4 protein-coding genes are annotated in these 15,754 nt (G+C 70.8%); all 4 read right to left on the bottom strand.

The window, feature by feature from the left end:
• The coding region (locus SX243_19450; GenBank protein ID MDY7095158.1) for a condensation domain-containing protein at positions 1–880 on the bottom strand (880 nt) is incomplete at its 3' end.
• Positions 870–5,639 (bottom strand): amino acid adenylation domain-containing protein, encoded by a 4,770-nt coding sequence (locus tag SX243_19445; GenBank protein ID MDY7095157.1) that lies wholly within the window; start codon positions 5,637–5,639, stop codon positions 870–872. The genes SX243_19450 and SX243_19445, both read right to left, overlap by 11 nt.
• On the bottom strand, positions 5,632–11,265 hold the full coding sequence (locus tag SX243_19440; protein MDY7095156.1) for an SDR family oxidoreductase: 5,634 nt from the start codon (positions 11,263–11,265) through the stop codon (positions 5,632–5,634). The genes SX243_19445 and SX243_19440 overlap by 8 nt, the downstream gene beginning before the upstream one ends.
• Before the next feature lie 31 nt (positions 11,266–11,296).
• Positions 11,297–15,754: amino acid adenylation domain-containing protein (locus SX243_19435; protein MDY7095155.1), on the bottom strand; the 4,458-nt coding region annotated here is incomplete at its 5' end.

The raw sequence follows: 15,754 nt of genomic DNA, 5'->3' as shown, positions 1-15,754 counted from the left end.
AGAGCAGATCGTCGCTGCCGGAGAACGCGGCGAGAACCAGCGCCCAGGCCGCCTGGGCGACCACCGCCTGAGTCAATCCGTGGGCGGTGGCGAGATCGTTGAGTGCCGCCGTCGACTCGGCGCTGAGGCTTCCCTGGAGATCGCCGTAGGCCTGTTCCGGCCTCACCTCGCCACCGGCCAGGGGTAGCCGGGTGGGACCGTCGAGATCCGCCAGGTGCTGACGCCAGAAGGCGCGCTCGCGTTCCGGATCCCTCTCCTGGAGCCAGTGGACGAAATCGCTGAACGGCCGCACCGGAGGCAGCGAATCCGCCGGGGCCCCCTTCCCCTGCCGGTAGTGGCTCAAAATCTCTCCGAACACCAGGGCCAGGGACCAGGCGTCGAGGAGGATGTGGTGATAGCTCAGCAGGCAGAGATATCCGTCGCCGCTCAGCCGGAGGATCCGCAACCGCAGGGCCGGCGGCTTGGAGAGGTCGAAGCCCCGGCGGCGATCCGCCGCCAGGAGCTTCTCGAAGCTCTCGCTCACCTCCTGCTCGGAGCGCTCGGACCAATCCTGTTGCTTGACCGGTAGGCGGCATTCCCGGAGCACCACCTGCAGAGGCTCCTCCCGCCGTTCCCAGGAGAACCCGGTGCGCAGGATCGGATGGCGGCCCATCACCGCCTCGACCGCACGGCGGAACGCCTCGGAACGAAACTCCGCTCCGGCGCGGAACCCCAGCTGCTCCACGTACACCCCGCTGCCGGGCTCCGCCACCGTGTGGTAGAGCATCCCCTCCTGCACCGGCGTCAGCGGATAGACCGCTTCGATGGGATCGGCGGTAGCCCCGTCGGGGTTCTTGGACATCTCGGGGGCCTTCGCCGTCTCGGGGGTCTTAGAAATCATCGTCGTCCTCATCACCAAAGGGATCCTCCGAGCCCGCCAGCTCCTGAGCCAGGTCGTCCAGCTCTTCGTCGTCGACCAACCGGGGCCGTGCTGCCCGGGGAGCGGCGGCGGCCTCCGCCTCGGCCCCCGGTGCCGGCGGCTCGGGACCCACCTCCCGCTCCAGCAGAGCCGCCAGGCGGTCCAGTGTGTTGGCGTCGAAGAGCTGGCGGGCGGAGAGCTCGACCCCCACCTGGCGCAGGCGGCCGAGGATGCGAATAGCGCGCACCGAATCTCCGCCCAGGGCGAAGAAGTTGTCGTGCACCCCCACCGTCTCGACCCCCAAGAACTCCATCCAGAGCTCGGCCAGATATTTCTGCCAGGGCGTCGAGGGGGGCTCGGAACCAGCGGCCCCGGCGTCTCCTGCCGCCCCGGGAACCGGCAGCGCCTTGCGATCGACCTTGCCGTTGGCGGAGAGCGGCAGGCGATCAAGAAGCAGAAAGGTCTCGGGCACCATGTAGGAGGGCAGAGCCGCGGCGAGGTGCTGCTTCAAGGCGCCGATCAAAGAATCGTTGCCATCACGGGTGCCGTAGCGGTCACCGCTACGCCGATCTCCCAGCTCGACGGTCACCGCGCCGCCGACGAAGCTGTGGACGAGAATCTCCTGCTCATCGAGCCCCAGCAGCCGGCGCACCGGCGCCTCGTCCTCCAGGCTGCCGATGGGGCACCAGCCCAGGCCTCCGAGGTAGGCCGCTTGCTCCATCAACAGCTGACCGAGGCGGCCGCAGGCGAGGGCCGCCCCCTCCGCCGGCGCCACCGCGAAGAGGGAGACGGCGGCGTCCTCGAAGGCGGCGCGATTGACCTCGGCGTGCATGGCGACGGGCAGGTCGGGAGCCACCGGCGACGAGGCGACGCGCTCGACCTCTCCGCCGGAGCCCACGCCGTAGACGCCCCCATGGAGCCCCGCCACCCGGCCGTCCCGGACCACCAGCAACCACCGGGCCGCCGTCCGCTGCGGCCGCGCTGCCCAGGTGCGGGCCAAGCAACGCTGCAGCACGGCGCCGTCGACAGGAGCGTCGAGGAAGACCCGATGGCTGCGGCGCACGCGATAGCGACGCCCCGGATCACCGCCCTCTCGATGCAAGGGCCACCAAGGGCGTCCCTCCAGATCGCGGCGCACGCCAGGGTCGGAGAGGCGGAAAGTGGTGATCTCGACGGCGTCCCGGAGCGCTCCCCCGGGGCGCGGCGGAAGCTCCGGATCCGGCTCCAGCGAAGCCCCGTCGCCGAGCTCCCAGGGGACCTCTCCGGACGCCTGCCCATCGGCCTCCGGCGGGCCGGCGGCGGCGATCTCCAGGCTGAGCAACGGCACCGGCTCGAGAATCCCCGCCGGTGCCAGCCGGCTCACCGCCTCGGAGCTCAAAGGTTCCACCTGCCGCAGGGCCAAACCATCGGCCTGGGCTCGGGCGTCGAGCACCTCGAGCAGATAGCCGGCCTCGAGCTGGAGGAAGAGGTCCGCCCACCGGGGATAGACCGGCGCGATAGCCTTGCAGTCCCCGACCAGATGGAGGGTGTAGCCCCGCCCCGGACCGCCGCCGGACTCCAGACTCACCAGGCCGTGGCGCCGGGGCTCGTAGTAATACAGCCCCGCTTCGAGCCCGGCCGCTGTTTCGTGATCGGGCTCGTTCTTGGGCTGGCTTCCCACCTCGAGATAGGCCTGGACCGGATACAGGCTGCCGGCGGAGGCATAGCTGCGCTTGCGGAAGGCACCGCCCAGATCCTTGGCCTCCAGGGCTCCGATCCAGGCGCCCAGGGCCGTCAGGGAGGGCCGGCGCGCTTCCTCCGGCCAGCCGGCGGCGAGCGCTCCGGTGTCGATGTCCTCGCCGTCCTCCCGGCGCACCGGCACCACCCAAGCCGCGAGGCTGCGGGGACCGCGGGCCTGCCCCAGGGCATCCACCACCGCCGCCCGAACCTCCGGATGATGCTCCAGGCGAACCTCGATCTCACCGAGCTCGATGCGATGCCCCTGGATCTTGACCTGGTGGTCCTCACGGCCCAGGAACTCGATCACCCCGCCGGGCAACCAGCGTCCCAGATCGCCGGTCCGATACAGCCGCTCGCCGGTGTGCGAGTGGACGACGAAGGAGGCGGCGGTCTGCTGGGGGTCCCGCCAGTAGCCCTGAGCCAATCCCGTGCCGCCGATGTAGAGCTGCCCCGGAACCCACTCCGGCCGTGGCTCCAGACGATGGTCCAGGACGTCGAAGGTCTGGTTGACCATGGCGCGGCCGTAGGGAATGCTCTTCCACTGCGGCGAGACCTCGTCCACCGGATAGAGGATCGACCAGATGGACGCCTCCGTGGCGCCACCGAGGCTGACCACCTGAGCCTCGGGCCACAGGGCCCGGATGCGCTCCGGCAGGGTCACCGGCAGCCAATCTCCGGACAGCAGCACCAGCCTCAGGGCGCCGGGCCCCGGGACTCCACGGCTTTCGAGATCCTCCACCAACATCTCCATCAGCGCCGGGACGGTATTCCACACGGTGACGCCGTGGCGCTCCATGAGCCCTGCCCAATGCGTTGGGTCGCGCTCCGATCCCGCCTCCGGCAGGACCACCGCACCGCCGACCGCCAGCAGACCGAAGAGGTCGTAGACGGAGAGATCGAAGCTCAGGGACGAGAGCCCGAGGACCCGGTCCCGGGGACCGACCCCGAAGCGGAGGTTGAGATCCTCCAGCGTGTTGAGCGCTCCCCGGTGATCGATCATCACTCCCTTGGGCTGTCCCGTGGAGCCGGAGGTGAAGATGACATAGGCGAGGTCCGCCGGATCCGCGAGGACCTCGGAGGGCTCCCAAGAACCCTTGAAACGCTCCGCCGACGCCACGCTCTCGCCGATCTCGTCCACCGCCCAGCTCGGCACCCGGGAGCCCGCGAGGATCGCCTCCAAAGCCTCGCGCCGCGCGCTCTGGATCAACGCCGCCGTCACCTCGCCGCGCTCGACCAGATGCCGGATGCGCTCCTCCGGCAAACCGGCGTCGATGGGCAGGTAGGTGGCACCGGCGCGCAGGATGGCGAGCACCGCCACCACCTGCTCCCAGCCTTTGTCCATGATCACCGCCACCTGCCTGCCGCGGCCGATGCCCCGCTCCCGCAGCACCGCGGCCACGACGGCGGAACGCCGGTCGAGCTCCCGATAACCGAGCTCGCGGTCGGCGGTGAGCACCGCCGGCTGGTCGCCGCGGGCTTCGATGCAGCCCTCGAAAGGCTGGTGCAGCAGGCCTCGAGGAATCGGTGCCGCCGTCTCGTTGGCCCGCTGCCGGCGGGCACGCTGGTCCTCCGGCAGACCGGGCCTCAGCGGCTCGTTCCAAGCCCGATCCTCGTGGACCAGGGCGTTCAGCAGCTCTCCGTAGGCCTCGAACATGTCGTCCAACAAGCCCTGGGGGAACAGCTGCTCCACCGCGTCCCAGTTGTAGTGCAGCGATCCGTTCTGCTCGTAGACCTGGTGATCGAGCCACACCTGGGGCGTCTGGGAAATGCTGAACACCGACTCGCCGAGGATCCCTTCGCCCGCCGGAGCGGCTTCGTCCCGCGGTCCCCGATCCACCAGCGAGCTGGTGAAGACCACCGGCATGGCGGCGGTCGCCATGCCCCGCTGACGGGCCAGCTCTCGCAGCACCCGCACGCCTCCGACCTGGCTGTGCTCCAGGTCCCGTCCCAGCTGCCGCTGCACCGCCCGGGCGCGGGCGGCGAAGGTCTCTCCGCTGGCACAATTCACCGACAGCAACGCCAGGGAGGTGAAATCCCCCACGATGTCGAAGACCTGCGGATGCAACGGCAGGGGGTTGAACAGGGTCAAGGTGAGGGTGAAGCGGGGATCCTTCGACCAGCGACCGAGGATCTCGCTGAAGGCGGCGATGAGCAGCCCCGACGAAGAGAGCCGAGCCTGAGCCGCCCGTTCCTTGAGGCGGCTCCAGGCGTCCCGGTCCAGCAGGGCGAACCGGCGCTCGAAGCGCGGTGCGTCGAGCTGCGAGGGATCCCGGGCCAGGGGTAGCTCCGGTGGGCTCTGCAGCTCCGGCAGCCGCTGGCGCCAATACTCCATCGAGCGATGGAAGAGATCGGATTGGGCCAGCTCCTCGTGGGTGACCACGTAGTCCCGAAAGGAGAGCTCCAGGGGCGGTGGATCCCAGGACGGGTCGGCGTAGAAGCGGCCCAGGTCGCGCATCAGGATCTGGTACCCGGTGAGATCCGCGACCATGATGTCGAAGCTGATGTGCAGGCGGACCCGCCCGTCCGGCAGGCGGCAGGCACGAATGTCGAAGAGGGGCCAGGTGGAAGCGTCGAGCACCTGGTGGGACATCTCCGCCCGCAGCTCCAACCGCTGCGCCTGGGCTTCCTCGTCGCTCCGCGACCGCAGGTCGTAGGAGCGCAGCCGATAGTCCGGAACCTCCCGCAGGATCTGCTGCCGGCCGTCGGAGCGCACCACCATGCGCAACATGTCATGGCGGGCGATGACCCGCCGGAGCGCCCCTTCGAAGCACTCCAGGTCGAGCTCCGGCACCTCGATCTCGTTGTAGCCGTGGGCAGCCACACCGCCCAGGTCGAAGAGGCGCTGGCGGCCCAACCAATAGGCTTCCTGCACCTCGGTGAGGGCGAAGGGCTGATGGCGGTCCTCCGCCGACGGCACGATGCGCGGCAACTCGGTCTTCTGCCGCCGCTGGTCCAGGCGCCGGGCCAGCAGCCGGAGCTTGGCCGGCGACAGGGCTGCGACGCGCGCTTGCTGATCAACCATGGAGATCTCCCGAGTTGGCTTCTTCTTCGGCGATCAAGGCGGCCACCTGCTCTTCGGACATCCCCTCCAGCTCCGCCAGGGCCGCCTCGACGTCGTCACCGGCGAAGGAATCCACCAGATGCTCGCTCACCGCCGCCACCAGCTCGGCGATGGTCGGATGGTCGAAGAGGGTCTCGACGGTGAGCTCCAGCTCCAAGATCTCGCCGAGCTGAGACACCAGCTGGATCGCCAGCAGCGAGTGACCACCGAGCTCGAAGAAGTTGTCGTGGATCCCGACCCGGTCGAGGGCCAGAGCCTGAGCGAAGACCTCCGCGCACGCCTCTTCGAGCTCGTTGCGCGGCGCTTCGAAGGGCACCGCCAGCTCCGGCCGGGCGTAGCGATTGCCCGCCGCCGACGACACCGAGACCTCCGCCGTCGGCTCCTCCGCGGCCTGCAACGGTCCTTTGGAGACCACCACGTGGGGCGCCGGCGGGGCGGCGAGGATGCGGTGCAACAAACGGGTCCCCTCTTCCGGAGACAGCCGGCGGGGATCCGCGGACGCCTGCCGAGCCTGCTGCCAGCGCTCCTCCAAAGTGCGAAGCTCCGCCGGCAGCACGTTCCGGCGGGGGGTTCCCGCCGCCTCCCCGGGCGGCTCCGAAGCCTCGCGCAGCTTGCGCAGGGAGTAGCCGCGGATCGCCACCACTTGGCGGCCTCGGGAATCCTTCAACCATCCGTCCAAGAGCAATCCCTGGTCATCCCGGCGGCGCAGGGTCAGGCGCACCTGGAGCCGGGCCGTCAGCGGGCCGAGGATCCGTACCGTCTCGTAGCCGAAGGGAAGGTGATCGCCCTCGCCGGCCAGCGCCAGGCCGCAGGCGGTGGCCACGTCCAGGAGCGCCGGATGGAGACCCCATCGCTCCACCTCGCCGGCGAAGGCCTCGGGCAGCTCCACCGTCGCCCGGACGGTCCCGTCCGCCACCTGCAGGCTGCCCCGGCAGCGCCAATGCTCGCCCCACTCCACCGCTCCGCCGCTGGCCACGCGGTCGACGAGCTCGTCCAGCTGCCAGACTTCTCCCCCGGGCTCCGCTCCCCCGGTCTCCGCCTCGGACTCTCCGTCCCCGTGTTCTGCAAGCTCGTCCGCAGATCCATCCGGGGACTCGTCCACAGGCCGCACGCCGCCGGCGGCGTGGAGCTCGGTGGCGGCCCCGGTGCCGCTGACCACGAAGAAGCGGCAGGGCTCGGTGTCAAAGGACAGAACCACCCGCAGCTCCCGTTCCTCGGCGGGGGAGAGCCGCAGGGGACGGGCGAAGACGACGTCGAAGAGCTCCACCGGCCCGGCGCCCTGGGCCTCCTCAAAGGCGGCCCGCACCAGCTCCAAAAAGGCGGTGCCGGGCAGCAGCGGATCGCCGCCGCTGCGGTGCTCCGCCAGCACCCAATGGCGCCGGGAGGAGATCCGCCCGGCGTAGATCGCTCCCTGCGCCAAAACCGCCCGGTCCTCCAGCAGAGGATGCTCGACGGACCCCAGATCCGCCGCCGCCGCCATCCCCACCTGCTTCCATCCCGGCCAGCCGATGGAGACCACGGGCCGGTCCGCCTGCCAGCGGCCCTGGGCGAAGGCGTCCAGGAATGCGTTGGCGGCGGCGTAGTCCAGCTGGCCGACGCCACCGGTCACCGCCAGGGTGGAGGAGAAGAGAGCGAGGAAGTCGAGGCGGCGGTCTCCCAGAGCTTGTTCCAGAGCCAAGGTGCCGTGGACCTTCGGTCTCAGCACCCGGGCGGCGTCCGCGCGGTCCCGCAGGGCCACCAGACCGCCGCCGGCGACGCCCGCGGCATGGATCACCCCATGAACGGCGCCGAAACGCCGTTCCGCGGCGTCGAAAGCCCGGGCCAGAGCCCGCCCATCGCCGACGTCCGCCGGCACCACCAACACCTCGGAGCCCGAGGCCTCGAGGCGACGGACCGCCTCCAGACGCCGTGACGTCTGGTCGAAGGAGCCGTGGGTCGCCAGCCAGCGGCGGCGCTCCTCGTCCTCGGGCAAGCCCTGGCGGCCGACCAGCACCAGCCGCGCCCGCACCGTCCGGGCGAGGTAGTCCGCCACGGCGAGGCCGAGGCCACCGAGGCCGCCGGTGATCAGGTACACCCCCTCGCTACGCAGCGGCGCCGTCCCCGGGTGCTCCGGCAGGGGCACGGTCTCGAAATCCCGCGTCCAGCGGCGACCGGCCCGCCAGGCGATGACCGGGCGGAGCGGATCCATCCCGTCAATCTCTGCCAGCAGTCTGGCCGCCAGGGCCGCATCGTCCCCAGCCCGTGCGTCGAGATCGACGCTGGAGCAGGTCAACCCTTCAAACTCCCGCGGCAGCACCAGCGGCGCCGCGAGGATCGGTGCCAGCAGAGGATCGCCCGCCTCTCCGGGAGCCACCGGCTGCATTCCGGCGGTGACCAGACACAGGCGCTGGACCTCCAGCGCGGGGGTCGCAGCGGCGGCCCGGGCGAAGGCCAGGAGGTTGTAGAAAGCGGCCCCGAGGGCGGGTTCCGGACTGGACCCTAGACCTCGCGAATCAGCGGAAGCTCCATCGAGGGGCGCCAGATAGAGCACCCGGATCGGCCCCGGCGCATCCGCCGGAGCGCCGCCGGTGACCACCTCGCCGAGCACCCGGCGCCAATCCTCCACGCTGTCGGCCTCGACGCTCAGCTCGCCGGCAGCCTCGGGCTCGCCTCCCGGGCGAACGACCCGGACCACGCGGCCCCGGCGACGGGCCTCCGCCGTCACCGCCGTAGCCAGGCCCCCCCGGTCGGCGACGATCAACAGGCGTTCTTCCCCATCCGCCTCCGGAAGCGGCGGTGCCGGCTTCCAGAACGCCGCCTGGGTCCACTCAAGCTCTTCCCGCAGCTGCTGGTTGGGCTGCTCCTTGCCGGTGAGGTCGCGGGCCCCCGCGCCGGGAGCGGCGACCCAGAAACGCCGGTCCTCGAAAGGGTAGGTGGGCAGCGCAACCCGCTGTCGCTCCTCGTGGCGGTAAAAGCCTTGCCAGTCGACCTCGGCCCCCTGGCTCCACAGCTCTCCGAGACCGCTCAGCAGCTGTTCGTGCTCGCCCCGCTTCCCTCCCGTCCGGCCCAGGGTGGTGACCACCGCCGGCGGAGCGTCTCCGGGGCTACGGCGACGGCGCACCAGGCTCGCCAGATCGCGCCCCGGTCCGACCTCCAGAAAGACGTGCTGGGGATCTTCCAGGAGCGTCTCCAAGGCATCCCCGAAACGCACGGTCCGGCGCAGCTGCTCGACCCAATACTCCGGGTCCGTCACCTGCTGGTCGGTCAACCAGGCGCCGGTGACGTTGGACAGCAGGCGGTGGCGGGGAGGATGCCGCGGCAGCGAGCGCACCAGCGAACGAAGCGGTCCGAGGATCGGGTCCATCACCGGCGAGTGGAAGGCCCGGTTCGACGCCAGCCGCTGACAGGCCACACCGCGACCGGCAAGCCGCTCCCGAAGCTCCTCGACGGCCGCCACCGGCCCCGAGACCACCACCATCCGCGGGCCGTTGACCGCCGCCACCGAGATCTCTTCGGGGAGCTCCGCGGCCAGCTCGTCCTCCTCCATGGAGACGCTGAGCATGGCCCCTTCCTCCAGCCCCTGGACCAGCCGGCCGCGCTCGACCACCAGCTTCAGGGCGTCCTCCAGATCGAAGACGCCGGCGACGCAGGCGGCGGTGATCTCTCCCAGGCTGTGCCCCAGCAGCACCTGAGGCTCGATGCCCCAGCTCGCCAACAGCTGCGCCAGCGAATATTCGACGGCGAAGAGCACCGGCTGGGCCCAACGAGTCTGAGCCAGCCGCTCCGCAGCCTCCTCCCGCCGATCGCCGTCCGCCAGCAACCAGGGCCGCAAGTCCTCCGCCATCAGGTCCTGGAGGATCTCCAAACAGCGGTCCAGGGAGCGCCGGAACTCCGGCTCGTGACGATAGACCTCAACCCCGGCCCCTGCCAGCGATCCGCCCTGACCGGGGAAGAGAAAGACCACCGGACGCTTCCTACGCTCCTCGAGACGCCGGGGCACCGGGCCGGGCCCCTCCCCCAGCAGCCGCCGCGCCAGCTGGTTCCGATCCTGCGCCACCAGGAAGCTGCGGTGGCGGAGCTTCCGCCGTCCCCGCGCCAGGGAGAAGGCGATGTCCGCCAGCGGCAGCTCATCCTCCGAGGTCTCTTCCAGCAGGCGGCCCAGCCGCTGGCTCGATTCTTCCAGCGCCTGCTCCCGGTGCGCGGACAGGACGAAGACCTGAGACGGCCGCGAAGGACCGGAGGACGGCCGCTGCGGAGCTTCCTCGAGAATCACGTGAGCGTTGGTGCCGCCGACGCCGAAAGAGCTGATCCCCGCCCGCCGCGGACCGTCCTCCCGCGGCCAGGGACGCAGGCTGTCGACCACGAAGAACGGCGAGCCGGCGAAGTCGATGTGGGGGTTGGGCTGGGCGAAATGCAAGGTCGGCGGCAGCTCGCCGTGGCGCAGGGCGAAGACGGCCTTGACCAGGCCGGCCATGCCGGCGGCGTTGCCCAGATGGCCGACATTGGTCTTCACCGAGCCGAGCCCGCAAAAGCCCGTACGGTCGGTCCCGCGGCGAAATGCGGTGGTCAGAGCCTCGACCTCGATGGGGTCGCCGATGGGCGTGCCGGTGCCGTGGGCCTCGACGTAGCCGATGCTCTCCGGCGACACCTCCGCGAGCTGCTGGGCGGCGCGGATGACCTGGGTCTGGCCTTCGACCCCCGGGGCGGTGAAGCCGACCTTGTAGCTGCCGTCGTTGTTCACCGCCGAGCCCTTGATCACCGCCAGGATGCGGTCGCCGGCCTCCAGGGCGTCGTCCAGCCGGGCCAGCACCACCACTCCCAACCCGCTGCCGAAGACGGTGCCCTCACCGGCGGCGTCGAAGGCCCGGCATTTGCCGTCGGGCGAGAAGATGCCCCCCGGCTGATGAAAGTAGCCCGCCTTCCTCGGCACCTGCACCGACACCCCGCCGGCCAGGGCCAGCCGGCAATCTCCGGCGAGCAGGGACTGACAGGCCAGATGCAAAGCCACCAAGGAAGAAGAGCAGGCGCTCTGGACCGAGATGCTCGGTCCGCTGAGCCCCAGCTTGTACGACACCCGGGTCGCCAGATAGTCCTTGTCGTTGCCCAGCTGCGGTTGCAGATCCCGCGCGGCGCCCTGGGCCATCCAGCTCTGGTAAATGGCGAGCAGATAGTTGTTGAGGGTGGCGCTGGCGAAAACCCCGACGGCGCCGGGAGCCTGCTCCGGGTCGTAGCCGGCGTCCTCCAGCGCCGCCCACGCCGCCTGCAGGAAGAGCCGGTGCTGGGGATCGATGACCTCCGCCTCGCGGGGGCTGTAGCCGAAGAGCTCGGCATCGAAGGCGTCGGCGTCCTCGATCATCCCGGCGGCCTTGACGTAGGAGGGGTCGGCGAGGGTCTCGGGGCGAATCCCCTCCGCCAGCAGCTCGTCGTCGGAGAAGCTGCGGATGGCTTCCTCACCGGCGCGCAGCAGCTGCCAGAACTCATCCAGATCCCGGGCGCCGGGAAACCGGCCGGACATGCCGATGACGGCGATCTCCAACCCGGTGTAGGAGTCCTCGGCGGCCGCGGGGGCCGAGGCCCTTTCCTGGGGCGTCTCGCTCAGTGGATCCATGACTCTCGCGTCCCTTCCTTGATCAAGCTCTTCATTCGTCGTCCTGGGCTCGGCGGCGGCGGCGGGCCAGGCGGTTGCGTCCCTCGGCCCGCCGCTGGCGGTCCGCTTCCTCCGCGCGCTCCGCCCGCTCCTGCTGCCGAGCCGAGGGCTCCGCGGCGGAGGCGCCGCTCAAGTGCTCCACCAGCGCCGCCACGGTGGTGTGCCGGAAAAGCTCCACCAGCGGTATCTCGCGACCCAGGAGGTCGCGCAGCCGGGCGTGCACCCGCACCAGATGAACCGAGTTGCCGCCGAGCTCGAAGAAGTTGTCGTAGATGCCCACCCGCTCGACCCCCAGCACCTCGGCGAGCACTCCCGCCACCTGCGTCTCGAGGGTGTTGCGGGGAGCCACGAAGTCCTCGCCACCGTGGGGCTTGGGCGCGGCGTCGATGCGCGGCAACGCCTTGCGGTCCACCTTGCCGTTGGCGGTGAGGGGCAGCCGATCGAGAATTCGCAAGGCGCTGGGCACCATGTAGGGGGGCAGCCGCTGAGCCAGGTGCTCGATGAGCTCCGGCGCCCAAACCTCCGAGGTCCGGTCCTCCGACGGCACCGCGCCGCCCACCAGGCTGTGCAGCACCTCGTCCCCCTCCTCCAGACCGAGGATCGGGGCCATCAGTTGCCGCTCGACGCTCCCGATGGGGCAGAATCCCAGCTCGTCGCCGACCCCCGCCACCATCGCCCTCTGGGCCGCCGCACCGGCGGCCAGCAGCCCTTCCTGCAGGCGGTCGCCGCCCGCGGAACGAGCGACCAGGAAGCAGGCGAAGGCCGCGGCCTCCAGGGCCGGCCGGTTGCCCGGGGCGTAGGCCTGGGGCGGTAGCTCCCGGGCGTCTCCCGTAGCCTCCAGAGCACCGGTGGAGGAGATCCGCCGATAGACGCCGCCGGCCAATCCCTCGACCCCGCCGGAACGAACCCAGACCACGACCTCGAAGAAAGGATCGGCGAGAGCTTCCAAAGCCAGCGCCAGAGCGGCCTTCGACACGGCTGCGCCAGAGGAGGTGCCAGAGGAGGCGCGGCGAAAAGTCCGGTGGGTGCGCCGATTCACCAACAGCTCGTCCGCCGGCAACGGCGCTTCCCAGCGGACGGCGGCAGCGGCATCGAGATCCCGGCGAATCCCCGGCTCCGAGAGCTTGAACTCGAGCTTGTCGAGCAGATCCGGCAGCTCCGTGCCGCCGCCGGCGGCGAGGGAAGCGATGCCCGAGAGGGTCGCAGAGGAGGTTTCCGCCGGTGCCCCGTCCCCTTCCGCGGAGGCGCTACCCAGCTCCAACACCACCAGCGGCTCGTCGCCGTCCTGGAGGCTGAAGACCGGGGCCAGCGTCGTCGCCGCCGGAACCTGGCGCCGGGCCATGGGCAGACCGCCGCCCTCCAGGAGATCGAGCATGTAGCCCGCCTCGAGCACCCGGAATTCCCGCGCCCAGGGCCCGTAGATGGGCTCGTTGGCCGCGGCGCGGCCCACCAACACCAAGGTCGCCGGCACCTCCCGCCAACCCTCCGGCGCCAAAGCTCCGGAGATGGGGATCAGCGCATTGAGCCGGGGGTGGTAGTAGTAGGCCCCCTCGGCAAAGCCGGTGATGTGGGAGTCGCCGATCCAAAGATAGGTCTGCACCGGATAGAGGCTGCCGGCGGAGCCGTAGAGATAGCGGGGCAGCGGGGCTTCCGCGTCGTCTCGTCCGGCCAACAAGCCGAGCAAGGCTTCCAGGGCCTTGCGGCTCGGGGTTTCGCTGGCGAGCCGGTGAGGGGATCCGGCCACGGCCGACGGCTGCTTCGAGAGCTTCCTGGGGGGCAGCTCGACCACCGTCCCCGGCACGGCTCGCGGCTCGTGCCCTGGCTCGTGAGCAGGGCCCTCCCCGGGGGCCGAGTCAGCCTCCTCAGCGGTCCACACCGCGTAAGCCACCAGCCGGCGTTCGAGGACCGCTTCGCCGGCCACCGCGACCACCGCCCGGGAGACCCTCGGATGCTCCTCGAGCACCGCCTCGATCTCTCCCAGCTCGATGCGGTGACCGCGAATCTTGACCTGATCGTCCTCGCGGCCGAGGAACTCGATGGTGCCGTCGGGTCGCCAGCGACCCAGGTCACCGGTGCGGTAGAGGCGCTCCCCCGTCCAAGGAGACTCGACGAAGCTCGCCGCGGTGCGCTCGGGATCCTGCCAATAGCCCAAAGCCAGGCCGATGCCGCCAATGTAGAGATCTCCCGGCACCCAATACGGCCGGGGCCGCAGGTTCTGGTCCAGCACGTGCATCGTCTGGTTGGCCATGGGCCGGCCGTAGGGGATGCTGCGCCAGGCCGGGTCGACCTCGCCGACGGGGTGATGGATGGACCAGATCGACGCTTCCGTGGCGCCCCCCATGCTGTGCACCGCCAGGGACGGCGCCAGGCCGCGGATGCGGGACGGCAGGTCCAGGGGAATCCAGTCTCCGGACAACCACGCCTGGCGCAGGCCCGATAGCGAGGAACCCGTTAAAGAGGAACCGGACAGCGAGGAACCGGAAAGGGGCTCCAAATACTCCACGAGCATCTGCAGGAGCGCCGGCACCGTGTTCCACAGGGTGACCCGGTGCTCGCCGAGCAGCTGCGCCCAGCGCCCCGGATCCCGCAGGGCACCGGGCTCCGGCAGCACCAGCGCGCCCCCCGCCGCCAGCACCCCGAAGATGTCGTAGACCGAGAGATCGAAGTGCAGGGCGGAGAGTCCGAGAACCCGGTCCTCGGCGGTGACGGAATACCGGCGATTGACGTCCAGAAGGGTGTTCACCGCCCCGCGGTGGTCGATCATCACGCCCTTCGGTTTGCCCGTCGATCCGGAGGTGAAGATGACGTAGGCGAGGTCGCCGGCTCGCACCGGATCCGCGAGCTGCGGGAGCTTCGTTCCGGTAGCGAGCCCCCCGGCAGCCTCCCCCGCCGGCGGCTCGTCCGCCACCGCCAGGATCTCCACGGCGCCGGAGAGCTCGCCCAAGGTCGTCGTCTCCGGGCGAGCGTCCTCCTCCGCGGCCAGCACCACCCGCACCCGGCCCTCCTGCACCAGCTGCTGCACCCGCTCCGGCGGCAACGGCAGCTCGATGGGCAGGTAGGCGGCACCGGCGCGCAGCACGCCGAGCACCGCGACCACCTGGCGCCAGCCCTTCTCCATCACCACCGCCACCAGCTCGCCGCGGCCCGCACCCCGACGCACCAGCTCGTGGGCCAAAGCAGCGCTCCGGCGGTCGAGCTCGCCGTAGCTCAAGCTCCGGTCCGCGGCGATCACCGCCACCGCCTCCGGCCGCTCTTCGGCGCGCATCTCGAACAGGCCGTGGAGCAGCTCGCCACGGGGATCCGCCGGCAGCAGGACCTCCTCGGTGGCGTTGATCTCACCGATGCGGCGCAGCTGTTCCGGCGGCGGCGGAGAGGGCTCGGCAGAGCTCCAGGCTGCGTCCTCCGACGCCAGACGCCGGAGCAGCTCTCCATAGCTTCGGAACATGTCGTCCAGCAGCCCCTGGGGGAAGAGCTCCTCCACCGCGTCCCAGATGTAATAGAGCGTGCCGCCGTGCTCCGAGACCTGATGGTCGAGCCAGACTTGGGGAGTCTGGCCGATGCTGTAGACCACCTCGAGATCGTCCAAGGGCCCCGCGGCGCGGTCTTCTCCCGCCTCTCCCCGCTGCTCTTCCAGGGCATCCAGCCCGAGGGTGCTGGTGAAGATCACCGGCATCGCCGCACCCCCCTGGCCGCCCCGGGACCGCGCCAGCTGGCGCAGAACCTCGACACCGCTCACGGTGCGATGGTCGAGGTCGTCCCACAGCCGTTCCTGGAGCGCTCGCGCCCGCGCCTCGAAGGTGTCCGCGGCGGAGTCCGCGGCGAGCAGGGTCAGGGAGGTGAAGTCGCCGACGATCTCGTGGATCTGGGGGTGGATCGACGGACGGTTGAACAGCGTCAGGTTGATGCACAGGGCCGGGTGCCGGGACCAGCTCCTCAACACCTCGGCGAAGGCGGCGAGGAGGAGCCCCGAGGAGGTCAGGCCGCGGCGCGCGCCGGAGCGCTTGACGCCCTCCCACAGCTCGCGGTCCAGGCGTCCCTGCCGGCGGACGAAGCTGGGCCGCTCCACCTCCCGCGGCGAGCGCGCCAGGGGCAGAGCGGGAGCCGGCGGCAGGGTGTCGAGACGGCCGCGCCAGTAATCCTGGTCGCGGCGGTAGAGCTCCGTCCCACGCAGGGCTTCCTGGGCCAGAACGCAATCCCGGAAGGAGAGCTCGAGAGATTCCAGGGAAGCCTGAGGCTCGGCGTAGAGCCGCGCAATCTCGCGGCCCAGGACGCGCCAGCTCCAGCCGTCGCCGATGAGCAGATCGAAGCTCAAGAACACCCGGGTCCGAGCGTCGTCCAGGTGGCAGGCCCGGATGTCGAAGAGCGGCCAGCGGTCCGCGGGCAGGATCTGGTGGGACATCTCCTGCCGCAGCTCCAGCAGCCGCTCCTGCTGGCGCTCCGCGGGCCAATC

It is taken from the genome of Acidobacteriota bacterium, assembly GCA_034211275.1.
Lineage (GTDB): Bacteria > Acidobacteriota > Thermoanaerobaculia > Multivoradales > JAHZIX01 > JAGQSE01.
The sequence above is the reverse complement of the archived record's forward strand: the minus strand, read 5'-3'. Positions and strand labels throughout refer to the sequence as shown.